This is a genomic window from Sphingomonas sp. PAMC 26621 (genome assembly GCF_000251145.1).
GTDB lineage: Bacteria > Pseudomonadota > Alphaproteobacteria > Sphingomonadales > Sphingomonadaceae > Sphingomonas.
The window spans coordinates 1-20,843 of record NZ_AIDW01000057.1; the positions used below are offsets into that span (position 1 = coordinate 1).

The following is a 20,843-nucleotide window of genomic DNA, read 5'->3' on the forward strand; positions in this document are numbered from 1 at the left end:
GGCGATGCGTACGCGCATGGCGGCGAAGCGGGCCGTCAAGCGGCCCTTGGTTCCCCGGCGCCAACTGACCTGCCGCCATTTCGCCTCTTCGAGCATGGCATGGGCTGCTCGTGATTTGACGTCGGGCACGTGCCGAACTCGTGGTCGGCCACGCCCCGCCACCGGGAAGGTCAGCTGTACGTCGGCGGGATACACCTTCTGGTGGCGGGGAATGCCGACCGCCCAGCACAATCCGCGTGCGCTGAGCGCCTGCCGGAACGGTGCCGACAGGCCATAACCGGCATCGGCTAGGACGCAGCCGAAGCGCACACCGGCCGCGATGACGCGGTCGATCTCAGCAATGGCGATGTCGGGCTTCGTTCGATACGCTTGAAAAGCTTCGGGCACGGCGGCCCTAGACATCCGCGCGGTATCGCTGGTCCAGCTTTCCGGCAGGAATAGCCGCAGACCCAGCATCACCGGAACTTCTCCCGAAGCCAGCGTCACCGAGACCAGCGTCTGGCAGTTCGCGTTCTTGCCTAGCACCGTGGCGTATTGCGGCGCGACACCGACCGAGGCCTTGCCCTTCTTGGGAAGCGCCGTGTCGTCGATGATCAGCCAGGTCTTGTCGCCTCCGACCAAAGCATCCGCTTGCCGCCAAAGGCGCGCTTCCAGCGGCGCACTGTCCCAGATCCCCGCGCCGATGAAATGGTGCAGCCGGTCATAGCTGACCGCGTCCCCGCGCGCTGCAATCGGCTGAATGCTCTTGCGATCGCCCGGGCCGATCAGGCCAGCGATGTAGGCCGGGCACATCCGCCGTCGCGTCTTGTTGCCCAGATCCTGCAGATACGGCTCAAGCCACCGCTCGAGATCGCCCTGCCAATCCTGTTCCATCGCCAGCCTCCTTCAAAGCTGGTTCCCTATGAATCACGCATCCCCCGCGCAGGGAATCCCCAAAATTATATTTTTGCCAAAGTAGTGCTAGCAGGCGTGCCACGGGCACCCGACTGTGAGGGGCAATCCACGGTGTATGGTGGAGCAGGTTCGCCGACGCCCGAACTTAGACGAAGGATAGGCCAACGACGGATACGGGAAATGCGGTGACCAATCCGCGGATGAGAGCTTGATCAATCGTCGTCGATCAGGAGTCCGCGGCACGCCCGCCAAAGTTCGAACAGTCGCTGGCGTCAGCGCCAGCGGGGGAGCAAACTCGGTAAGCGTCTCAGATCGCAGTCATCAGACCGTACGTTCTCAAACATCCTTCCACCGATCCCCGGTTAGGCGGGAAGTACAGGCGTTTCGCGGTTCCCGGCATTCAAACCGAGTTCGGCGAGGATAGCCGCATGGCGCGCCGCCGCGTCGAGCGCGAGGCCGCCCTGATCCCACGAGATTAGCGCATCCCCGACGGCGAGCGCCGGGTCGGGGAGCAGCGACAAAGACAGTCGACGACGATCGCGGCCCTGCCGAGTGGCGATCAGCGCTTCCATCTGTTCGATCAGCGCAGGGTGAACGTAGATCTGCAACTCCTGTCCGCGCGCGACTTGAAGCAGCACGCGCCCGATCGCCTGATCGATCGCGCACGTCGGATCTAGCGCGAGCGCCTGCGCCGCAAGACCCTCGGCCGCCGCCATCGCAAGGTCCGCCGCCGCCTTGGACAAGCGTTGCTCGATCGCCGCATATTCATCCTCGACCGCCTCGATCGAAACGTGCAGCGCATCGGTCGCGACAAGCAATGCCGCCGCGGTTTCGCCGCGGGCTTGCACCAAGCCGGCCTCAAAACCGTCGGCGCGCGCGACTGCGATGCCCGTCTCGAGTTGCATCCTAAGCAACTCTAGTTCGTCACGCAGGACGATCATCTCGGGCGACTGGTCGCGCTCGCCCTCCCCTGCTTTGGGGAGCATGAAGACACGATCGAACGCGAACGGCTTGGCACTGAAAGACATGTCCATCGGCTATTCCCGACCTCCGTGGAGCGCGCTCATTGAATCATCGCATCGTCATTTTTGGGATCGACCAGTATGATGTCGCCGCGATCGGCGAGCGTCTTAGCGAGCCGCACCAATGCGCTCTGCGCTTCCTCGCATTCGCGCGTGCGGATCGGGCCCATCCCCGCCATATCTTCCTTCATCAGCTTGGCGGAGCGCTCCGTCATCCCGCCGAAGAACAATTGGCGGATCTCGGGAGGAGCCCCCTTCAGCGCGATCGCCATCTCGCGCTTATCGGCGTTGCGCACGATAGTCGCGATCGCCGGCGGCATCAGATTGCCGAGATCCTCGAAGGTGAACATTAACGCGCGGATGCGCTCGGCCGCCTCGGGCGCGCGCTCGTCGAGAGCCGTCAACATCGCTTCCTCGGTCGCGCGGTCGAGTGCGTTGAAGACCTCCGCCATAGTTTCGTGCGGGTCGCGTCGCTGCGAGCGCGAGAGGTTGCTCATGAACTCGCTCTTCAGCGTCTGCTCGACCTGGATCAGCACTTCTTTCTGTACCGTCTCCATCCGCAGCATCCGCATGATTACATCGACCGACAACTCGCGTGGAAGTTCGGCGAGGACGCGTGCACCGTGATCGGGCTTGAGCTTGCTCAGTATGACCGCGACGGTTTGCGGATATTCGTTCTTGAGATAGGTCGCCAGGATCGTCTCGCTGACATTGGACAGCTTGTCCCACATCGTGCGGCCGGACGGCCCACGAATATCCTCCATGATCTCCCTGACGCGTTCCTCGTCCAATATGCCGTCGAGCAGCCGCTCGGTCGTCTCGAACGAGCCGTGCAGCGAGGCCATGCTCGACACTTCGCCCGAAAACTGGATCAGCAGATGCTCGACCACCGCCGAAGGCACGCGACCCAATTGCGCGATGCACGCCGAGAGCTCGCGCACTTCATCGTTGGAGAGCAAGTCCCAGATCGGCGCGCCATGTTCCTTTCCGAGCGCGAGCATCATCGCGGCCGCGCGCTCGAGGCCGGAAAATTTCTTGAGCTCGGGCGGCTGAACGGTGAGCGCCATCATGTTCATCGGCATCCAGACATATATTGTGGGCCGTCGCGCGACCCTGGCTCTGTATCGCTCTATTATAGGAGGGTAGCGAGGCAACGTAGCGGGAGCGACATGCGATGACGATTAATATGTCCAATAGCCTCGCCGCCCTTTCGATGCTTTCGAACGCTAACAGCTTCAACGATTATAGCGCAGAACCTGCGCTGGACTCGCGTGCGGTACGCACCGCCAAGGCGCAGTTCACGCTGGCGGCAACCACCCCGCCGTGGAAGCAAGCCGCCAGCACGACGCCGGAATCCATTCAGATTTCTGCGATCAAGCTGATGAAGTCGATTGTCGACACCAACGTTTCCACGCCGAATGCCGGGTCGGCCGACGTTCAGACCGCCTTCACTGCCTACAAGGCGCTCGACAAGCTCAATCTGCTTGCGACCGCCGCTACGCACACGACCGCCACCCCGGCGGCACGCGTCGCACTGCAGGCGACCTTCGCCAAGGGGCTCGCCGACCTCCAGACCTATCTCGGCCAGGCGCCAGCCGACAAGGTCGAACTGTCGTTCGCGCAATCGACGCGCCACGCTGGGACGGTGTCGTTTGCCGCGTCCGACCCGCTGAAATTCACCGGCACCGGCATTCTGGACGCACGCGACACGCCGCTGCCGGGGCTGACCGGGACCGAGACCTTCCAGGTGTCGCTCAACAAGCCTAGCGCCAGCGACACGCTGACGATCGACCTCTCGAAGACCGTGCAGCCGCCGACGCTCGATTCGGTATCGAATGCGATCAACGCGGCGATCACCGCGATCCCGGCGCGCAATCCCGACGGCTCTGTCGCGCTCGACAATACTGGTAATACCAAGCCGCGCTGGCTGGTGCATTTCGTGCCCGACAAGAGCTCAGGGAGATGGGGCTTTTCGGTACAGGCGCCCAACGGCACCGAGCAAGTCTCGATCGACCAGGTCGGTGGCGGCGACGCGCTAGTCGTCGCCACCGGCCGAGCCGCCCTTGACGCGCCGACGACCACGCAGATCCTGCGGTTCAACGATGCCGCGGGCGCAATGACGCGAACGTCCGAAAACACGATCGCTGCGATCGACAGCGCCGCTACGGCACGCGCAAAACTCACCGCGGCCGCGCCTGCCAAGGGCGTCACCGCCGCGCCGGTCGTCATTCAGGCAACGACAACAACGCAGGCGATCGCGACCGATCGGACCGGTTCCAGCTACGTCGTCGGCACCACCACTGGCGACCTGCAATCCAATCGCTCGAACGGCAGTTCCGACCTGTTCCTGACCAAGCTCGACAGCGAAGGCGCAGTAGTGTGGCAGCGCAGCCTCGGCGCGTCGGGTGAGGCACAAGGCGCTGCGATCAGTGTCGGCGCGAATGGTGACATCACCGTCGCCGGCACGGTCAGTGGGTCATTCGATGGCAGCAGCAGCGATGGCGACATGCTGGTCGCGCGCTACACCGCACAAGGTGATGAGAGCTTCACTACCGTCGTCCACGAGCTCGGCGCCGATACCGCGCACGCGATCGCGGTGGGCACCGACGGATCGATCTATGTCGGCGGCAAGTCTGCGAGCAATGGCGGCGACGCATTCCTCGCGCGGCTCGACGCGACCGGCAAGCTCAAGGAGCGCCGCACGATCGACGGCGCCGACAGTCAATCGGTGACCGCGCTGGCGATCGGGCAGGACGGCAATGTGCTGGCGCTCACCAACGAAAGTGGCGATGCAAAGCTGCGCGAGATCAGCGCGTCCGACCTCTCCACCGATCTCAGCAGCTTGGCGCTCGGCCATGCCGATGCACGCGCGCTCGCAGTGGCGAGCGACGGCTCGATCGCGGTGGCAGGCGCCACCAACAGCGCGCTTGGCGGCACCCAGGCCAATGCGATGGGCAGCGGGCGCGACGGCTTCGTCACGCGGATCAACGCCGCACTCACGAGCGTAACCACCACCTATCTCACAACTGCGGGCGACGATCAGGTCGATAGCGTCGCCTTCATGAACGGCGCGCTCTATGTCGGCGGGCGTACCACCGGTGATCTTGGCGGCGCGCGGCGCGGTCCCATAGACGGGTTCGTCAGCCGGCTCGACGCGACCAGCGGCGCGGTGCAAGACATCACGCAGTTCGGCCAAGTAGCGCTGCGCACCGAGCCGGTCCGCATTGCCGCGACGACCGGCGGCGACACCGTGCTCGGCGCACTGGGACTGCATCGCGGCGTGCTCAACCCGCCCGCTTCGACCAGCTTGGTCGCGCAGACCAGCCTGCGCGCCGGCGATGAATTCTCGCTTCGTATCAATGGCGGCGCGCCCAAGAAGATTGTCATCCTGGCCGACGACACGCTCAAGACGCTGGGCGACCGCATCCGCCGGATCACCGGCGCCAAGGCCACCGTCACCGTATCAACGACTAAGGGAACGTTGAGCCTCAGCATCGACGCCAAGGCCGGATCGAAGATCGCCTTGGTCGCCGGCGCTTCGGGTAAGGACGCGCTGGCCAAGCTCGGGCTCGACCCGTCGCGGCTGTCGGTGCCGGTAGTCGTCGCCAACGGCGCGCCGAAAATCCATCCGGGCGGCAATTTCGGACTCGCCTTGACAGAGGCGCTTAACGTCTCGACTGCCAAGGATGCCGCCGCGACGCTTAGCGTGCTCAAGAACGCGATCTCGACTACGCAGACCGCCTATCGCTCGCTCTATTGGGACGCCACCAAGGCTGCGCTGACCGATGGATCGAGCGCCAGCACCGCGCTGACGCCGGCACAAGCGGCACAGCTCGCCAGCTACCAGTCGGCGCTCGCGCGGCTGACACCGGCCGCCGACACCACCGTCAGCACCTACCTCACAGGAGTCTGAGCATGCCGACCCCGTCGCTTCTTGCCGGCATCGGCCTGTCGATGAAGCATCTGTCCGAGCGCCAGCGCGTGATCGCGCAGAACATCGCCAATAGCGAAACGCCGGGCTTCAAGGCGCGCGAGGTGAACGAACCGAACTTTTCCGATCTGTTGCCGCAGGACGGCGGCAAGCCCTCGGTAGCGCGGCCCCGCGTCGCACTGACCAGCGGCATGACCGCTCTCGGCGCGCGCCAGCCGATGACGGGAAACATCGTCCTCGACACCGCGACCAGCGAGACCAAGCCTGACGGCAACAATGTCGCTCTGGAAGACCAGTTGCTCAAGATGGGCGAAATCCAGGCCGATTTCGCAACGATGACGAGTCTGTATCGCAAGCAGATGGGGCTGCTGAAGAGCGCGATCGGGCGGGGTCAGTAGCCCCTCGAAAGACGCGAACATTCTCGTAACCCTATGCGACGCAGCGTGATATCCTAACTTCCTCCGCAGAGAATACGAAACCGCCGCCTGGCAGCCTTATGTCGGCCTACAGCTAGAGAAGGACACGGTCCGCTGCACGCACGATCCGCTCGATGCTCTAGGCGGCCGGTCTGAACCCGGTCGAGCAGGATGTCGCCAGCGACATCCTGCAGAGCACTTGACGGCAAGCTCAGACCATCGCCAGATCTTGGAGCCGAGCGCCGCGCTTCGGCGACACTGCGGGGTTCAAGCGGAATCGCGACGCCTGCTCCGCAAGGGCTGCAACCTCGCTGGTTAGGTTGCGCGCCGCGGCAGAAGTTTGCTCGACCATCGCGGCATTCTGCTGGGTCACCGAGTCCATATTGCCGACTGCCGCGGTTATCGCGGACACTGCCGACGATTGCGCTACATTGTCGGCCGCGATGCCGGCCAGCAACCGATGCACTGCGCCCACGTCGCCCGAAATGCCAGTGAAAGCACCATCCACCTTCTGCACCGCCTCGACGGCAGTGACGATCTCGATCTGAGTTACGCTGAGTTGGTCGCGCGCGCGCTTAGCCTCTTCCTCAGCGCGCATCGCGAGCGCAGAGACGAGATCGGCGACGACGGCAAAGCTGCGTCCGGCATCACCAGCGCGCCCCGCCTCGACCGCGGCATTCATTGCGAGCACGCGGGTTTGGAATGCGATCTTGTCGAGTCCTTCGATGACGCTGTCGATGCCCTTCGCACTCGTCGACACGCGGACCATCGCCTGCACGGCTTCATCCGCCACCGCGCGACCTCCGCCGACCGTCATGATGGCTTGGTCAGCGCGCTCGACGGTTTGGCCGGCGGCCGTTGCGGTAGCCCTGAGGCGAATGTCCATTTGGATGAGCGAAGCGGCCGCCTGCTCCAGTGTCGCGGCATTGCCTTCGGTCCGGCGGGCGAGATCCTCGGAGGCGAGCGCGATCTCGCCGGAGCCCGTGTGTAACGTCGCAGTGCTCTCACTGACCGATCCGATCAACATGCGCAGCTCCTTCAGCGTTTCGTTGAAATTGCGCTTGAGCAACGCAAATTCCTCTGGGAAGGCGCTCGTGATCGTCACGGTCAAATCGCCGGCCGCCAGCTGCGCCAGATGCCTCGACAGCGTGTCGACGACCCCCTTCTGCTCGGACTCCGCACGCGCCTTCGCCGCATCTGCTGCCTGTTTGGCTACGGCGTTGTCGAGGAACACCGCGACCGCTTGGGCCATCGCACCGACCTCGTCGTAACGTTCGATGCCGGGCACGGTGCCGTCGTAGTTGCCCGATGCAATCGCCTGCATTTTGCTACGCATGCTGGACAATGGATTGAACATGCGGCGGGTCAGCGCGGTAGCGGCGATTGCGGCGGCCAGCGTCGCGACGATCGCGATCAAGATCATTTTGCCGCTCGCCGCGGTGATGGGCGCCAGAAATTCCGCCGTAGGAATCCCGACGAACACCGCCCCGATGATCTTGCCGCTGGAATCGTGGATTGGTTCATAGTCCACGAAATGGGGAATACCGAGCACATCCATGATGCCACGATACGAGGTGCCCGCGACGAACAGCGCATCGTGCGCGGCGCCGGGCTTGAGCGGTGTGCCGACGGCCCGGCTCCCGTCCGGCTTGAGCACGTTGGTAGCAACGCGTATGGCGCCACGAAAGACGGTGGCGACGCCCCCCACCTGGCGCTTGATTTCATCGACAACGGCGCTGTTGCCGTCCAATACCACATTGCCGGCGAGCAGGCGGTCGCCCTTTAAGCGGAAGCCGCTGCCCAGCCGGGCGATGGTCGCCTTGGCCACACGCATGTCGCTGCCCTGCCGCTAGCTAGCCTGTTGGACCGCTGTTGCGTGCAAGAAGGCGCCAGCGCCAATCACGATGGCTGCTGCCAGCGCAATCATCGCACCGACGGCCATGATCACGATTTTGGCCGAAAGGCCCAGTGCCGCGAGGCGCTTGGTGGTGCTCATGATGCTTTTCTTGGAGTGCGCGGGTCGATGGGGAAAACGTCACGCACGAGTCACAACGGGACTCGTCGATTGGGTTGGCGTGATCGAGCAATTCCGCGCCAACCTGTTGTGCGGGACATCAAAACTAGTATTAGGGTCAGGACTCATAACCACCAGGTGACGGCTGCCACGAGGTAGATCGCGCCGAGGAAGTTAGTAGCGAGCTTGTCGTAGCGGTAGCGATGCGGCGATAATCCTTCAGGCGGCAGAACATGCGCTCGACCGCGTTTCGGCCTTTGTAGAGCGAGCGCGAGAAGCAGCTTTTCCAGCGCCGGTTGGCCTTTGAGGGGATGTTGGGCACGGTACCCTGGCGCTCGATCAGGTCGCGGATCGCGTTACTGTCATATGCCTTGTCCGCCAAGACGATGATGCGCGGCGCGAGATCGTCGAGCAGGACATCAGCAGCACGGCAGTCGGCGACGTTACCGCCGGTCAGCAGGAAGCGGAGCGGGCGACCTTCGCCGTCGGTAAGTGCTTGGAGCTTGCTGTTACGACCACCTCGGCTGATCCCGATCGCCTGGACGAACGCCCCCCTTTTCCGCCGCCCGCCGAGCGGTGCGCCTTCATGTGCGTGCTGTCGATCAGGACCTCGGCGGGCGGTCCGCCCGCTGCCGCCAGCGTGACGAACATCTCTTGCCAGATGCCTTTCGCCGCCCACCGGACGAACCGGTTGTACAGCGTCTTTCTCGGACCATAGCAGGCCGGTGAATCGACCCAGCGACCGCCCGATTTCACCACGTGGATGATGCCGCTGATCACCCGACGGTCATCGACCCGCGCAACTCCTCGAACCTTGTCCGGCAGCAACGGCCGAAGCCGCTCGAACTGCTCCTCGCTCAACCAGAACTCGCTCAAATCCACGCTCCTGCTGTCGCCGAGCCTGAATCACATTCGCGCCGCCGAGGGAATCCGGTTTATGGGTCCTGACCCTAGCTATCATAGGGAAAAATGGTGGTCCGCGGACGGGACTTTACTATCCCCAGAAGATATTCTGGTAGAAAATGTTGGGGCCGGCGCGACGACCGGCGCTCCGCCCTACAGACTCGCATTCACCGAGATCGGCGTGGCGAGTTCGGTCCGGCACAGCACGCCGCTCGCGCCATAGGTCGCGCCGCGCATTCCCGAAAGGCGGCGCGCCTCGGCCGCGACCGCTTCCATCATCTCGGTCGACAGGTCGATCTGGCGCTCGAGCACACGGGCATTGACCTGCGCCGCTGCACCGAGATGGCGGATCGCGCCCGTCAGCCTGCCACGCGTCTCCTCATCGAGCGTGGAAAGCCATTCAGCGCGCGTGCGAGCATGTTCGGAGGTTTTGAGTTCGATCGCCGAGACCAGCTTGATCTTGGCCGCCGCCATCTCCGCAAAATCGGCGTGCCGCCCTGGTGCGAGGAGTCGCACGGTCTCCTCCTCCATGATCGCGGTCAGCGACGTGATGATATCGATGAACTCACTGGCCATTGTCTGTCCCCTGCATCTTAATGATCTGCGCCATGACCGTGGGGGCAAGGCCGATGCCGCCCTTCGCCGCCATGGCGGTACCGAGCTTTTCGGCGAGCACGCCGCGGAACATATCTTCGCCGTGCCCGCCCGAGAATTGGTCGCCGACATCGACGCTTTCCATCATTAGCTGCGTCATCTGGCCAAGAAAGACGGCCTCGAACTTCTCGGCGGTCTGCTTCGCCCCAGCGACTTTTGGCGAAACGGGCGCGGCAGGCTGTGAGGCGGGCGGGGCGGCGGTGAAGGGGCTCCTTACGGGACCAAGCGCCACTGGACGAAGCGTCACTGGACTACGATCTCGGCCTGGAGCGCGCCCGCGCTTTTGACCGCCTGAAGGATAGTGATCAGGTCGCGCGGGCTGACGCCGAGCGTATTGAGCCCGCTCACCAGCGACTTAAGCGATGAGCCGCCCTTGAGCAAAGCGAGCGACTTGCCGCTACCGTCATCGACGCTGATCTGCGTGCGCGGCAAAACCGCGGTGGTACCCCCCGAAAGCGGCGCGGGTTGCGAGGCGACCGGCGTCTCAGTGACGCTGATGGTGAGGCCCCCTTGCGCGATCGCGACCGGGCTGATCTGCACGTCGCTGCCCATCACCACCGTGCCCGAGGCTTCGTTGATGACGATCCGCGCCGGCTGATCGACCGCTACTTCAAGATTTTCCACCTCAGAGATTAGGCTGATCAGCGAGCCCGTGAATGCGCCGCGTGCGGCAATCTCGACTGTGGCAGGATCGAGCACCTCGGCGGTGCCGGAAAAGCGACCGTTGATGACCGCCGCGACGTGCTGCGCGGTGGTGAAATCGGGGTTCTTGAGCGCAAGCTTGAGGCTGCTCGCCGATTTGAACGCGAAGTTCACCTCGCGCTCGACGATCGCACCGCCGGCGATCCGCGCCGAGGTCGACACGCCGCGCGTGACGCTCGCGCCTGCGCCCTGCGCCTTGAAGCCCGAGAGCGCGACGGGCCCCTGCGCCACGGCATAGATTTCGCCGTCGAGCGCACGCAGCGAGGAGACGAGCAACGTGCCGCCCTGCAGGCTGGTCGCATCGCCGAGCGAGGAGATCTGCACATCGATCTGCGACCCTGCGCGTGCGAACGGCGGCATGGTGGCGGAGATCGAGACCGCGGCGACGTTCTGGGTCTGCATCTGCGTGCCGCGTACGCTCACCCCCATCCGCTCGAGCATCGAAAGGATCGATTCCTCAGTGAAGGGCGCGTTGCGTAAGCGGTCGCCGGTGCCCGCTAGGCCAACGACCAGGCCATAGCCGACCAATTGGTTGGGGCGGACGTTCTCGATGTCGACGATATCCTTGATGCGCGGGCCCGCCAGCGCCGGCAACGGCGCGAGCGCCACCGCGGGTGCGATCAACAGGGCCAGGGCGCGACGTAGAAACTGCATGGAATTCCCGGGGTTCGTGGATTTTTCGAGATTACTTTCTTATAGGAGAGATGGGCCCCGATCCGCGCCCCGGAGAGCAAATCCTTGCGCATCACCGGCCTTGCCGCCCCGCTGCAGACCATCCTGCTTGCCGCCCTGCCCAAGGTCGGCGCCGCGTTTACGGCAGCAGCGGAGCCGAAAACGCCGAACGCGCCGCCTACGGCTCCGCTTGGCCAGCCTGTCAGCGTCGAGATGCTGGTCGCGCTCGCGGCCTCGGAATCGCCGATCGACCGCCGCCGCCGCGTGGCGATCCAGGCCGACCGCGGCCTACGCGCACTCGAGCGGCTCGATGCCGATATGCTCGCGGGCCTGCCCGCGGTGGAGCGCCTGCAGGAACTTGCCGCGCTGACGCCGTCGCTCGGCGAACCGCAGGATCCCGCGCTCGCCGTCCTGCTCCAGGAAATCGAATTGCGCATGCGTGTTGAACTGGCCAAGCACAACATCATCGCTTGACGAAGTTCAGCCCCGGCGTTTCGCCAGCCGCATGACATAGCCGATTATCTCGGCGACCGCCTTGAAATGCTCGGTCGGGATCGGCCGGTCGATCGCCGCGCTTGCATAAAGCGCGCGCGCCAGCGGCGGGCTTTCAACAATCGGCACGCCCGCCGCCTTGGCGATCTCGCGGATCTTGAGCGCGACCTCGTCCATCCCCTTGGCCACCACCACCGGTGCGGCCATGTCGCCGTGATCGTATTTCAGCGCGACCGCATAATGCGTCGGGTTGGTGACGATCACGCTGGCGGTTGGCACTGCGGCCATCATCCGGCGGCGCGAACGCTGCATGCCGATCGCACGGATCTTGGCCTTAATCTTCGGGTCGCCTTCGCTTTGCTTATGCTCGTCCTTCACCTCCTGCAGCGACATCATCATGCGCTGGTGATAGGCATGACGCTGATAGAGGAAATCGAACGCGGCGATACAGCCGACCAGGATCGCCACCGCCTCGATAAGGCTCCGCACTAGGCCACCCGCGGCCTGTGCGATCGCGCGCGGTTCGGAATCGATCAGTTGGTCGAGCCCGACCATGCGCGGTGCTATCACCATCGTGGCGATCGTGATGACCACGCCGCATTTGGCAATCGTCTTGACGAATTCGACCATCGCCCGCTTGCCAAAGATCCTGCCGGCCCCCGCGACTGGCGAGAGTTTGGAGAAATTGGGTTTCACGCGCGACCATGAAAGCGTCGGCCGTCCCTGGACGAACAGGATCAGCATCGCACAGCCGAACAGCAGCCCGAGGAGTGGCGCCATTGTGATCGCCAGATTGGCAAGGACACCGGTGGCGAAAGCCTGCGCGCCGTCGGGCTCGAGCCGGTAATCGTCGGCGCTGCCCCACAGGCGCACCAGCATTGGCCCGACCCGCGCCAGCGTCCAGCTGCCCATCCCACCCGCGACAATGATCGCCGCCCCGAACATCACTGCGTGGCGCATCTCGGTGGCGGTTGCGATGTCGCCCTTGGCGCGGGCGTCGCTGAGCTTCTTGTCGGTCGGATCGTGAGTCTTCTGGTCCTTGTCAGCCATTCGCTCATGTCCAGTTCGTCTGCAACCACGCCGTCATGGCGGCGGAGAACGCGGTGAGAATCCCGCCGAACAGGCTGGCGAACAGTGCGAGGCCGAGCAGCAGATTGAGTGGCTGGACAAGGAAGAACACTTGGATCGCAGGGGCCAGCCGTGTCGACAGGCCAAGCGCCATGTTGAACACGATGCCATAAACCAAGAGGGGCGCCGCGAGGCTAATCGACAGGCTCATCGCCTTGCCGATCGTCAGGATTGCAAGCTGAGCAAAATCGGCGGCGGGCGGCAAGGCGCCGACCGGGAACATCGCATAGGAATGGACGATTGCGGCGATCCACAGATGGTGCAGCCCCATCCCCATACAGACCACCGCCGCAGCGACGCTGACCAGCTTTGACAGCACGGCCGCCTGCCCGCTTTGTGCGCTGTCGTTGACCAGCGCGGAGGACAGGCCGATCTGCATGCTGATGATCGAGCCAGCCATCGCGGCGGCGAGGAACATAATCTTAATGATCATGCCGATCGCCAACCCGGTGAGGATCTCGGCGATAAGGATGCCCGGCAGCGCGGCACTGTCTGCGGCAACCGGCGCGATGCGCGCGCCGATCAGCCCCCACAGGCCCGCTGTCATCCCGAGCGCGAGCATTAGCCGGATCTTGCCCGGCACCGCATCTTCGGAAAAGACCGGCAGCAGCATCAGCACCGCGCCGACGCGCGCGAACAGGATGAGGAACGTGGTGGCCTCGCCAGGCAGCGCTTGCACGCGCTCAGCCGCGCACAATATGATCGCTGATGACGGCCATGAAGCTCGCCAGCGCATGACCGATCATCGGCAAGCACAACAGCATCACGATCCCGATCGCCAACAGCTTGGGCACGAAGGTCAGCGTCATTTCCTGTACCTGCGTCAGTGCCTGGAACAGCCCGACCACGACACCGACCACGAGCGAGGTGAGCAGCATCGGGCCGACGATCGTCAGAACCAGGATCATCGCGGCCTTGGCCAATTCCATTGCGACGAACGGCGTCATAGCACTCAGATCTGCATGCGCATGATTTCGGAATAGGCGTTCACCATCCGGTCGCGTACCGCGACGACAGTGTCGAGCGCGGTCTCCGCCGCACCGACGGCGGTCACCACGTCGATCAGGTCGCCCTTGCCCGCGACTTGCTTGGCGCTGGCGGTTTCGGCGCTGCGCATGTTTGTAGCGGCCTCGCCGACGAGTTTCTCGACCATGCTGCCAAAGCCGCCGGCGGTATCCGAATTACCTTCGGCTTCGGCGATCTTGGGCAGCTTGCTGGCGCTGAGGACGCGGCCATAGGCCGAGACGGCGTCAAATGTTCCGATCGACATGAATGCGGTCCTTATTTGAGGAGGTCGATGGTGCGCATCGTCAGGCTCTTGGCGGCCTCGATCGCGCTGAGATTGGCTTCGTACGAGCGCTGCGCCGCTTTCATGTCGGCAGCCTCGACCAGCGCATTAACGTTGGGCATCTTGACATAGCCGGTGGCGTCGGCAGCTGGGCTGCCCGGCTGATAGACGCGCTGGAATGCGCTCTTGTCGCTCTGGATCGAGTCGATCGCGACGCCCGCCGCGCCGGTGTCGCGGTCGACCTCCGACTTGAAGCTCGGAAGCCGCCTGCGATAGGGATCACCCCCGGCGGTGCGCGATACCGAATCCGCATTGGCGAGGTTTTCGGCGATTACGCGCATCCGTAGAGACTGCGCGCGCAGCCCCGATGCGGAAACCTGCAGCGACGTCTTCAAATCCATGTCCGGTCTCCGTCGGCCCGCTCGGCCGTCCAGAACGTTATAGGCAAAATTTGCCTAGCCCGACCGGTTAGCGGAAAGTTTTTCCTATAATTGAGGAGAAGGAGATCGCCGCGATGAGCGTACTCGATGATATTTTCGTGGACATGTCGATCGTACTGGGATCGGCACAAGTGCCGATCCGCCAGATCCTCAAGATGGGGCGCGGCGCCATGATCCCGCTTGATTGCGGGCATGAGGACCCGACATTGGTCTATGTAAATGGCGAACTCGTCGCCAAGGGCCGCGTGCTGGTAGATGGCGACCAGATGTCGCTGGAAATCAGTGAAGTCGTTCAGCGGGCGCGTGGCTGATGGATCTGCTGTCGCTGTTACGCACGCTAGGTGGTCTAGGCGTCGTGCTCGGCATCCTAGCCGGGGCGCTATGGCTGGTGCGCCGCTACGACCTGCGCCTGCCTGGTCGCGCGATCGGCGCGCGCGATCGCCGGCTTGAGCTAATCGAGACGTTGCCGATTGATGGCCGTCGCATGGTCGCTTTGTTGCGGCGCGACGGGCGCGAACATCTCGTGCTGATCGCGCCCGAGGGTCATCTTATCCTGGAAAGCGGCGTAGTGCCCGACGCGGCCGACCGCGCCGCCACCGATACGCGCCGGGCAGCGCGCGAAGCGGCGGCATCGTTGCGCGAAGTGCAGCGCCAAGCCGCCGCACAGATCGCAAGTGAGAGCTTCGCCGTCCTGGTGGACCGGGTCCGCGCACGGACCGTGCCTGGCGTACGGGCGCTCAGGGCGGTGCTTGATCGCGCCACGCCAGCTACTTCCGCGCCCGCGCCCCCGCCCGCTTCCATGCCTCTGGCGGTACCTGCCGAATGCGCGGACGCCGCCACCGCCAAACTGGTTCGCAAACGCCGGGCCCCACAGCGGGAGACATCCGATGCGTAAGCGTGTCCTCGTCCTGTTCGCGCTCGCCGTCGCGATCCCTTCGGTTGCTTTGGCGCAGACTGCGACGGTCAACATGGGCTCTGGTTCGGTCTCCAGTCGCGCGATCATGCTTGTCGTTATGCTCACCGTGCTTAGCCTCGCCCCCGGGATCCTGATGACGGTGACATCGTTCACGCGCATCGTCGTCGCGCTGTCGCTGCTGCGTACCGGGATCGGCGCGCAGGGCGTGCCGCCCAATCCGGTGATCATCAGCCTGGCATTGTTTCTGTCCTTCTTCGTGATGGCGCCGACGTTTCAAACAGCGTGGGAACAGGGCATCAATCCCTACAGCGCGGGCAAGCTCACTGAGCAACAGGCGTTCGTAAAGACCGCCGAACCGTTCCGGCAATTTATGCTGAAACATGTCCGCACCGACGATCTCCAGCTTTTCTCCGAGCTATCGAACAAGCCGCCCGTCGCGCGTGCCGACATGCCGCTGACGACGCTGATGCCGGCCTTCATGATCTCGGAACTGCGCCGAGCGTTCGAGATCGGCTTTCTGTTGCTGCTCCCCTTCCTCATCATTGATCTCGCCGTGTCGGCCGTGCTGATGGCGATGGGGATGATGATGCTGCCGCCGCCGACAATCGCCTTGCCGATGAAAATCATCTTCTTCGTATTGGTCGATGGCTGGGCGCTGGTCGCAGGATCTCTGATCAGGAGCTTTGGCGGATCGGGCTGAGGAACACTGCGGGCTCAGGGGTGAAGCGATCGGGACCGGCCAGCGACAGTTCGGCAAAGCCGATCTTTTCGACGAACGATATGCCGAGGACTTCGCTCCTTGCCAACGGATCGCCGCGCGGCGCACGCTCAAACCTGTGCTAGTCAGGTCAAGCTGATCACCGACCGTGGCCACGCGCTCCACCAAGACTTGCGCACCGCCTTGCGCAATATTGGTTACCACGCCAGCAAACCGCCTCAGAGTCTGTCGTTCGTTCGTTCGATCCGCACGCGATCCCGAAATTAGCCTTTCAAATCGCGCTGCATTTCATCGGACACACCTATAATGAGTGTTACCCACATCCGGGCGTCGGCGATCCATCAGTAACAGCATTGGTCATCTATAATAGATTGAGCCGCCAATTCCCGTCCGACGATATGTGAGCCGTGGCGCGCTGGTATCGGTAATTCGCTTCAACCCTGCCGTATGAGAACGTCCTTGCTAAAATCAATACGAGCGGAGCAGGCTACACTAGGTATGTACGTCCACTCGTTCGCGGGTGGCTGGCTTTCCCATCCCCTGTGGCGGTCGCAGCTTCTGATATCGTCGGACGAAGAACTTGTACTTATCCGCTCACGCAATTCCGAGATCGTCATCGATACGGCCAAGGGGCGCGACATCGCGACGATCCGACCCATCCGGGCGCCGGTTAGCCCTGATTCCATGCGGGCTTCCGGGCGGTTCGGCCGGGCGGATCAGGCGCGAGCAGCCGAACTGGCGCAACGCTCCAAGACCATCGTCGACGCGATGTTTGCCGACTGCCGGCTCGGCAAGGGCGTGTCTACCGCCGATATCCTGGCGATAGTCGACGACATTGCGAACTCGCTCAACAACATGGCCGCCTTCATCAGCGTCACGCGGCTAAAAGCGAAGGACGATCAGACTTATACCCACTCTGTCGCCGTCTGCGCCTTGATGATCAGCCTTGCCCGCGTGCTCGGTTATCCTACCGCCGCCGTGCGCAACCTCGGGATGGCGGGGCTGCTCCACGACATCGGCAAGTCGACGATCTCCCCGGACATCCTGCTCAAGACCGGCCCGTTGAACGAGGCGGAGACGATCGAGATGCGCCGCCATCCAGCCCAGGGCCACGACATCCTCTCGGCCACCCCCGGGGTGCCGACGGTGGCGCTGGACGTCTGCCTACACCATCACGAGCGTCTCGACGGCTTAGGATATCCGTTCGGCCTGAAAGCCGAGGCAATCAGCCCCGCGACGCGAATAGCCAGCATCTGCGACGTCTACGATGCCATGACGTCGATCCGCCCGTATACAACTAGCAAATCGCCCCTGGAAGCCGTCACGGAGATGGAGTCGGCGGACGGACAGTTCGATCGCGCGCTGTTGTTCCGGTTCATGGGCAGCATCGGCGTCTATCCGGCGGGCAAGCTTGTCCGCATCAAGGGCGATCGCCTTGCAATCACGCTGCCGCACAACCATAATTGCATGGGCCCGGTCTTTCGCACTTTCTATTCCACGGTTGATACGCGCTTCATCCGCCATCAGGACGTCATCTTGGTCGAGGGCCTCGCCGACGGAACCACGGTAATCGCGGAAGATCCTGGCAGATGGTTCTCTGAACCTTGGGCGACGATGGCGGCGCGCATCATGGCGGGTAAGCCAAAATAGCGCTAGTGATGTGGTGCTAGTGCCCCCAAATGTGCCGTAAATCGAGAGGCAAACCGCAGGGTCCGTTTCGTTATTTCAACTTCTCGCCCGAGGTGATCTGGACTTGCCCCGCTTAAGTGGAGAGGCATTTGCTCAGCGTGGCGCAGGTCGTTCGAACTACGCGGGGCTGCTGTAGTCGAGCGCAGAGTAGCGCCGGACGGGGTTGTAAAAGCCGTCGATATAGCGGTCGATTGCGTGCGCTGCTTCGTCGCGGGTATAGAAAACGGTACGCCAGACGAGCTCGCACTTGATCGTCTTGAAGGACGTCTCGACCATCGCGTTATCGTAGCAATTTCCCTCGCCTAAAATGGAGATACGGATGCCATAGCGGCGCAGTTCGGCCTGGTAGTCTACGGAGCAGTATTGGATGCCGCGGTCCGAATGGTGAATGAGCCCTTCGGGCCGGCGCCGCATGACGAGGGCCTTGCGCAGGGCAGCGAGCGCCAGATCGCGGTGTAGCCTATCGCCAACGACCCAACCGATCACACGCCGTGACAATAGGTAGATGACCACTGCCAGATAGAGCCATCCCTCCCGCGTCCCGACATAAGAGATGTCCACACCCCATTTCTGGTTGGGTGCCGTCGCTGTGAAATCCTGGTCGATGATGTTTGGCGCAATCGCCCAGCTGTGCGGGTGGGTTCAAATGGTGGTCGCAACGAATCATTCTCGAGGTGAGAAGGGGTGTGAGCGATGAGACAGCGGCAGCAGATCTATCACTCGACAGCGCAGCGTGCAGAGATTTGGGAGCGATGGCGCTGGGGCGAGTCGATGAGCTCGATTGGGAGGCGGATCGACCGGAAGTCTTCGTCGGTGTTCTCCGTGCTGTCGCCTTCCGAAGGTATACGCGAGCATCACCATGTCCATCGCGTTGCCAACCGCTGGCCGGAAGGTCCTTAGAGTCGAAATAACCGCTCTGGCTTAAGAGGTGGCTTGGTTCATTCAAAGACTTCGGCGCGAATGCTAAGTGGAGCGTCCGCCGGTTTCATGCCGCTGCGAGAAGCAGCTGTGATCGGGCGTTCTGCGGTCAAGCGATGAGTGCGGGCGCCGTCCGTTGTAAAAGGCCAGATAGCGGCCGATCGAGGCACGGGCCTCGCTGACCCAGCCATCGGTCCGAAGGTCGACTTCCTTATATTTCACGGAGCGCCACAGGCGTTCGACGAACACATTGTCGCGCCAGGCCCCAACCAGCGCTTGATCATAACGCCGAATGTTGGTGTCACGACATCGGTCCTCGAAGTCGTACGGGTATACCCAACGCGGTCCGCGATTACCCAATGCTCTATGGACCGACCCCTGCTAGCCCGATGTGCAACTGCTCCGCCGCAAGCCCGCGCTCATACCGGCGCGGCTTGGGTGATGGCGGCGCGACGCACGATATGCGGACCGAACGCCTCGTTCGACGATTCCTGCACGACCTTTCGGAAAACGTCGAGATTGGGGAGCATTCCATCGGGACCGCTCGCCATCGGCGCACGGAAGGTGCGCATGTTGATCGCGTTCAGCAGCACCGGAAGCCGCGGCGTCACGAACGCGACATCGGCAGCGCTCGTTTCTAGTTGCACGTCGAACACGACATAGCCCGATAACCGCCCGTCCGCAAACACTAGCGGCGCGAGAATCTTGCCCGCCGGAGTAAAGATCGTATCCGCTGCCGGGGCCGGGGGCGGCTTGGCCGTTGCCGGCGGCAGCAAGGTCCGCACGCCAAACGCCGCGCCACCGCCGACGCCGAGGCCTGCCAGCAGCAGGATCGGTATGAGAAGGAGAGGTTTCATCGCGCTTCCGATCTCAGAATTTGAAGCTAACGTCGCTGGGCAGCGTCGGCGCTTCGCCCAGCGCGACGATCGTTATCCGGCGGTTTTCGGGGCGTGCCGGCTGGCCGGGATAGACCGGTTGCGTTCCGGCCAGAGCAACCACTTCGGAAAATCGATCCGCCGTAAGGCCGGCGGCGATCATAGCGGAGCGGGCCGCCAGCGCACGGTCGCTCGACAGGCGCCAATTCGCGTCGCTTTGGCCGCCGACGGCGTCGGTATGCCCCTCGATCGCGATCTGCGCGCCGGATTTTGCCAACTTGCGCGCGACCGTGGCGAGCAGCGCGCGCGCGAACGGATTGAGCTCGGCCGTCCCGGCGATGAACATCGATCGGCTCGCAGTATCCATCAGGCTGATCCGCACGCCGTTGCGATCGGGCTCGATCTTGACGCTGTTCTTGGCGTCCTCCCCCGCTTCGAGCGTGACCCGCATTTCCTGGGCCATGACGCGCATCGACGCGTCGGGCACGTTCGCTGTCCCGCCACGCGCACTACCGTTCTTGGCGGATTCCGCCGCCGGCTGGCCGGTCGCGATCTTGCTGTCGGCCTGCGCACGGCGGGTGCGCCCGCCCAGCCCTGGCTGATCGCCCGGGTTGGTCGTCAGAGTTGAGGACGTCGACGAACTTTGTGACGCCGGCGAGAAATATTCGGCCAGGCCCTTCAACCGTTCCTTGTCTGGGTTGGCGAGCAACCACAACAGCATGAAGAACGCCATCATCGCCGTCACGAAATCGGCATAGGCAACCTTCCAGGCGCCGCCGTGATGCGCTGTATGGCCGCCCTTCTTGACCTTGCGGATCACAATCGGCCGCTGGTTCACCTTGGGGGCGAGAGCCATGACGGATCAGGCCGCCACGGACAGCGCGGAGCGCAGGCGATCCTGGACAACGCTCAGCCGAACCTTGCTGATCGCATCCAGCGATCGCGACCCGCTCGCCATGCGATCGAGCAAGTCGGCGCTCTCGTCGGCGCGTTGGATCACCAAGTCGAACGTCTGGAGCTGTTCCATATAGGTCATGGCGAACGCCTCGTCGGACACCAACGTGTCCGCGAGATGCTCGATCAATACGCGCACCTCGCGGATTTCGGTCGCGATGGCGGCGTAAAGCGATGCGGCGAGATGATCGATATGTGCCATTGCGCTAGAGCCTGT

23 protein-coding genes and 4 pseudogenes are annotated in these 20,843 nt (G+C 63.5%); 8 read left to right on the plus strand and 19 right to left on the minus strand.

The window, feature by feature from the left end:
• The 3 genes from RI03_RS20820 to RI03_RS20830 form a co-directional block, all read right to left on the minus strand.
• Positions 1-873: IS701 family transposase (locus RI03_RS20820; protein ID WP_010219694.1), on the minus strand; the 873-nt coding region annotated here is incomplete at its 3' end.
• A 383-nt stretch (positions 874-1,256) separates the two neighbouring features.
• Positions 1,257-1,928: a FliH/SctL family protein gene (locus RI03_RS20825; RefSeq protein WP_010219695.1), complete on the minus strand. Its 672-nt coding sequence runs from the start codon at positions 1,926-1,928 to the stop codon at positions 1,257-1,259.
• Between the two features lie 29 nt (positions 1,929-1,957).
• Positions 1,958-2,992 (minus strand): flagellar motor switch protein FliG, encoded by a 1,035-nt coding sequence (locus RI03_RS20830; protein ID WP_026046943.1) that lies wholly within the window; start codon positions 2,990-2,992, stop codon positions 1,958-1,960.
• A gap of 98 nt (positions 2,993-3,090) precedes the next feature.
• Here RI03_RS20830 and RI03_RS20835 point away from each other — a divergent pair, with 98 nt between their 5' ends.
• A complete protein-coding gene (locus RI03_RS20835; protein WP_010219697.1) occupies positions 3,091-5,829 on the plus strand; it encodes an SBBP repeat-containing protein in 2,739 nt (912 codons plus the stop codon).
• Positions 5,830-5,831: 2 nt separating this feature from the next.
• A complete protein-coding gene (locus RI03_RS20840) occupies positions 5,832-6,245 on the plus strand; it encodes a flagellar basal body protein (protein ID WP_010219698.1) in 414 nt (137 codons plus the stop codon).
• 229 nt (positions 6,246-6,474) lie between these two features.
• Here the strand turns inward: RI03_RS20840 and RI03_RS20845 are convergent, their stop codons facing one another.
• The 6 genes and pseudogenes from RI03_RS20845 to RI03_RS20865 all read right to left on the minus strand — a co-directional run bounded on the left by RI03_RS20845 (position 6,475) and on the right by RI03_RS20865 (position 11,190).
• A complete protein-coding gene (locus RI03_RS20845; protein WP_138995792.1) occupies positions 6,475-8,097 on the minus strand; it encodes a methyl-accepting chemotaxis protein in 1,623 nt (540 codons plus the stop codon).
• A 15-nt stretch (positions 8,098-8,112) separates the two neighbouring features.
• Entirely contained in the window at positions 8,113-8,259 is a 147-nt protein-coding gene (locus RI03_RS24240; protein WP_170318442.1) for a hypothetical protein, read from the minus strand.
• A 143-nt stretch (positions 8,260-8,402) separates the two neighbouring features.
• A pseudogene (locus tag RI03_RS23155) lies at positions 8,403-9,153 on the minus strand (IS5 family transposase).
• 180 nt (positions 9,154-9,333) lie between these two features.
• Positions 9,334-9,756, minus strand: coding sequence for a hypothetical protein (locus RI03_RS20855; RefSeq protein WP_010219703.1), 423 nt, complete (start codon positions 9,754-9,756; stop codon positions 9,334-9,336).
• Positions 9,746-10,066, minus strand: coding sequence for a rod-binding protein (locus RI03_RS20860; protein WP_010219704.1), 321 nt, complete (start codon positions 10,064-10,066; stop codon positions 9,746-9,748). The genes RI03_RS20855 and RI03_RS20860 overlap by 11 nt, the downstream gene beginning before the upstream one ends.
• An 11-nt stretch (positions 10,067-10,077) precedes the next feature.
• Positions 10,078-11,190 (minus strand): flagellar basal body P-ring protein FlgI, encoded by a 1,113-nt coding sequence (locus RI03_RS20865; RefSeq protein WP_010219705.1) that lies wholly within the window; start codon positions 11,188-11,190, stop codon positions 10,078-10,080.
• 84 nt (positions 11,191-11,274) lie between these two features.
• Between RI03_RS20865 and RI03_RS20870 the strand changes: the two genes are divergently transcribed.
• On the plus strand, positions 11,275-11,682 hold the full coding sequence (locus RI03_RS20870; RefSeq protein WP_010219707.1) for a flagellar assembly protein FliX: 408 nt from the start codon (positions 11,275-11,277) through the stop codon (positions 11,680-11,682).
• Between the two features lie 6 nt (positions 11,683-11,688).
• On the opposite strand, the gene flhB is transcribed toward RI03_RS20870, so the two are convergent.
• The 5 genes from flhB to flgC are packed head-to-tail and all read right to left on the minus strand — an operon-like array spanning position 11,689 to position 14,517.
• Positions 11,689-12,750, minus strand: coding sequence for a flagellar biosynthesis protein FlhB (gene flhB, locus RI03_RS20875; RefSeq protein ID WP_010219708.1), 1,062 nt, complete (start codon positions 12,748-12,750; stop codon positions 11,689-11,691).
• A 4-nt stretch (positions 12,751-12,754) separates the two neighbouring features.
• Positions 12,755-13,507 (minus strand): flagellar biosynthetic protein FliR, encoded by a 753-nt coding sequence (locus RI03_RS20880; RefSeq protein WP_037515928.1) that lies wholly within the window; start codon positions 13,505-13,507, stop codon positions 12,755-12,757.
• Positions 13,508-13,511: 4 nt separating this feature from the next.
• Entirely contained in the window at positions 13,512-13,775 is a 264-nt protein-coding gene (locus RI03_RS20885; protein ID WP_010219710.1) for a flagellar biosynthetic protein FliQ, read from the minus strand.
• A 5-nt stretch (positions 13,776-13,780) separates the two neighbouring features.
• Complete coding sequence (locus tag RI03_RS20890) at positions 13,781-14,098, minus strand: flagellar hook-basal body complex protein FliE (RefSeq protein WP_010219711.1); 318 nt, start codon at positions 14,096-14,098, stop codon at positions 13,781-13,783.
• Positions 14,099-14,109: 11 nt separating this feature from the next.
• A complete protein-coding gene (gene flgC, locus RI03_RS20895; protein ID WP_010219712.1) occupies positions 14,110-14,517 on the minus strand; it encodes a flagellar basal body rod protein FlgC in 408 nt (135 codons plus the stop codon).
• Between the two features lie 113 nt (positions 14,518-14,630).
• On the opposite strand from flgC, the gene RI03_RS20900 reads away from it, so the two are divergent.
• The 4 genes from RI03_RS20900 to RI03_RS20915 all read left to right on the plus strand — a co-directional run bounded on the left by RI03_RS20900 (position 14,631) and on the right by RI03_RS20915 (position 17,840).
• On the plus strand, positions 14,631-14,867 hold the full coding sequence (locus RI03_RS20900; RefSeq protein WP_010219713.1) for a FliM/FliN family flagellar motor switch protein: 237 nt from the start codon (positions 14,631-14,633) through the stop codon (positions 14,865-14,867).
• Positions 14,867-15,451 (plus strand): flagellar biosynthetic protein FliO, encoded by a 585-nt coding sequence (locus RI03_RS23880; protein ID WP_010219714.1) that lies wholly within the window; start codon positions 14,867-14,869, stop codon positions 15,449-15,451. Before RI03_RS20900 ends, RI03_RS23880 begins: the two co-directional genes overlap by 1 nt.
• Positions 15,444-16,172, plus strand: a complete 729-nt coding sequence (gene fliP / locus RI03_RS20910) for a flagellar type III secretion system pore protein FliP (protein ID WP_010219715.1) — start codon at positions 15,444-15,446, stop codon at positions 16,170-16,172. Before RI03_RS23880 ends, fliP begins: the two co-directional genes overlap by 8 nt.
• A gap of 465 nt (positions 16,173-16,637) precedes the next feature.
• Positions 16,638-17,840, plus strand: a complete 1,203-nt coding sequence (locus RI03_RS20915; protein WP_081504315.1) for an HD-GYP domain-containing protein — start codon at positions 16,638-16,640, stop codon at positions 17,838-17,840.
• Between the two features lie 156 nt (positions 17,841-17,996).
• On the opposite strand, the pseudogene RI03_RS20920 reads toward RI03_RS20915, so the two are convergent.
• Positions 17,997-18,512, minus strand: a pseudogene (locus RI03_RS20920) (IS3 family transposase); the annotation flags it as partial.
• A 60-nt stretch (positions 18,513-18,572) separates the two neighbouring features.
• Between RI03_RS20920 and RI03_RS25465 the strand changes: the two are divergent.
• Positions 18,573-18,728, plus strand: a pseudogene (locus RI03_RS25465) (IS30 family transposase); the annotation flags it as partial.
• A gap of 114 nt (positions 18,729-18,842) precedes the next feature.
• On the opposite strand, the pseudogene RI03_RS20925 reads toward RI03_RS25465, so the two are convergent.
• The 4 genes and pseudogenes from RI03_RS20925 to RI03_RS20940 form a co-directional block, all read right to left on the minus strand.
• Positions 18,843-19,064: pseudogene (locus RI03_RS20925) on the minus strand (integrase core domain-containing protein); the annotation flags it as partial.
• Positions 19,065-19,216: 152 nt separating this feature from the next.
• Positions 19,217-19,654, minus strand: coding sequence for a hypothetical protein (locus tag RI03_RS20930; RefSeq protein ID WP_010219719.1), 438 nt, complete (start codon positions 19,652-19,654; stop codon positions 19,217-19,219).
• 13 nt (positions 19,655-19,667) lie between these two features.
• Positions 19,668-20,528: a flagellar motor protein MotB gene (locus tag RI03_RS20935; RefSeq protein ID WP_010219720.1), complete on the minus strand. Its 861-nt coding sequence runs from the start codon at positions 20,526-20,528 to the stop codon at positions 19,668-19,670.
• Between the two features lie 6 nt (positions 20,529-20,534).
• The gene (locus tag RI03_RS20940) at positions 20,535-20,828 is read right to left on the minus strand and encodes a hypothetical protein (protein WP_010219721.1); all 294 of its coding nucleotides are present in this window, start codon (positions 20,826-20,828) and stop codon (positions 20,535-20,537) included.
• Between the last annotated feature and the right edge of the window lie 15 nt (positions 20,829-20,843).

Coding starts and splice junctions, on each gene's coding strand:
- RI03_RS20940 (WP_010219721.1), bottom strand. CDS start 20,828: ATGGCACATATCGATCATCTCGCCGCATCGCTTTACGCCGCCATCGCG.
- flgC (WP_010219712.1), bottom strand. CDS start 14,517: ATGGATTTGAAGACGTCGCTGCAGGTTTCCGCATCGGGGCTGCGCGCG.
- RI03_RS20900 (WP_010219713.1), top strand. CDS start 14,631: ATGAGCGTACTCGATGATATTTTCGTGGACATGTCGATCGTACTGGGA.
- RI03_RS20845 (WP_138995792.1), bottom strand. CDS start 8,097: ATGCGTGTGGCCAAGGCGACCATCGCCCGGCTGGGCAGCGGCTTCCGC.
- RI03_RS20935 (WP_010219720.1), bottom strand. CDS start 20,528: ATGGCTCTCGCCCCCAAGGTGAACCAGCGGCCGATTGTGATCCGCAAG.
- RI03_RS20840 (WP_010219698.1), top strand. CDS start 5,832: ATGCCGACCCCGTCGCTTCTTGCCGGCATCGGCCTGTCGATGAAGCAT.
- RI03_RS20930 (WP_010219719.1), bottom strand. CDS start 19,654: ATGAAACCTCTCCTTCTCATACCGATCCTGCTGCTGGCAGGCCTCGGC.
- RI03_RS20835 (WP_010219697.1), top strand. CDS start 3,091: ATGACGATTAATATGTCCAATAGCCTCGCCGCCCTTTCGATGCTTTCG.
- RI03_RS24240 (WP_170318442.1), bottom strand. CDS start 8,259: ATGAGCACCACCAAGCGCCTCGCGGCACTGGGCCTTTCGGCCAAAATC.
- RI03_RS20830 (WP_026046943.1), bottom strand. CDS start 2,992: ATGAACATGATGGCGCTCACCGTTCAGCCGCCCGAGCTCAAGAAATTT.
- RI03_RS20825 (WP_010219695.1), bottom strand. CDS start 1,928: ATGGACATGTCTTTCAGTGCCAAGCCGTTCGCGTTCGATCGTGTCTTC.
- fliP (WP_010219715.1), top strand. CDS start 15,444: ATGCGTAAGCGTGTCCTCGTCCTGTTCGCGCTCGCCGTCGCGATCCCT.
- RI03_RS20890 (WP_010219711.1), bottom strand. CDS start 14,098: ATGTCGATCGGAACATTTGACGCCGTCTCGGCCTATGGCCGCGTCCTC.
- RI03_RS20855 (WP_010219703.1), bottom strand. CDS start 9,756: ATGGCCAGTGAGTTCATCGATATCATCACGTCGCTGACCGCGATCATG.
- RI03_RS20865 (WP_010219705.1), bottom strand. CDS start 11,190: ATGCAGTTTCTACGTCGCGCCCTGGCCCTGTTGATCGCACCCGCGGTG.
- RI03_RS23880 (WP_010219714.1), top strand. CDS start 14,867: ATGGATCTGCTGTCGCTGTTACGCACGCTAGGTGGTCTAGGCGTCGTG.
- RI03_RS20885 (WP_010219710.1), bottom strand. CDS start 13,775: ATGACGCCGTTCGTCGCAATGGAATTGGCCAAGGCCGCGATGATCCTG.
- RI03_RS20915 (WP_081504315.1), top strand. CDS start 16,638: ATGAGAACGTCCTTGCTAAAATCAATACGAGCGGAGCAGGCTACACTA.
- flhB (WP_010219708.1), bottom strand. CDS start 12,750: ATGGCTGACAAGGACCAGAAGACTCACGATCCGACCGACAAGAAGCTC.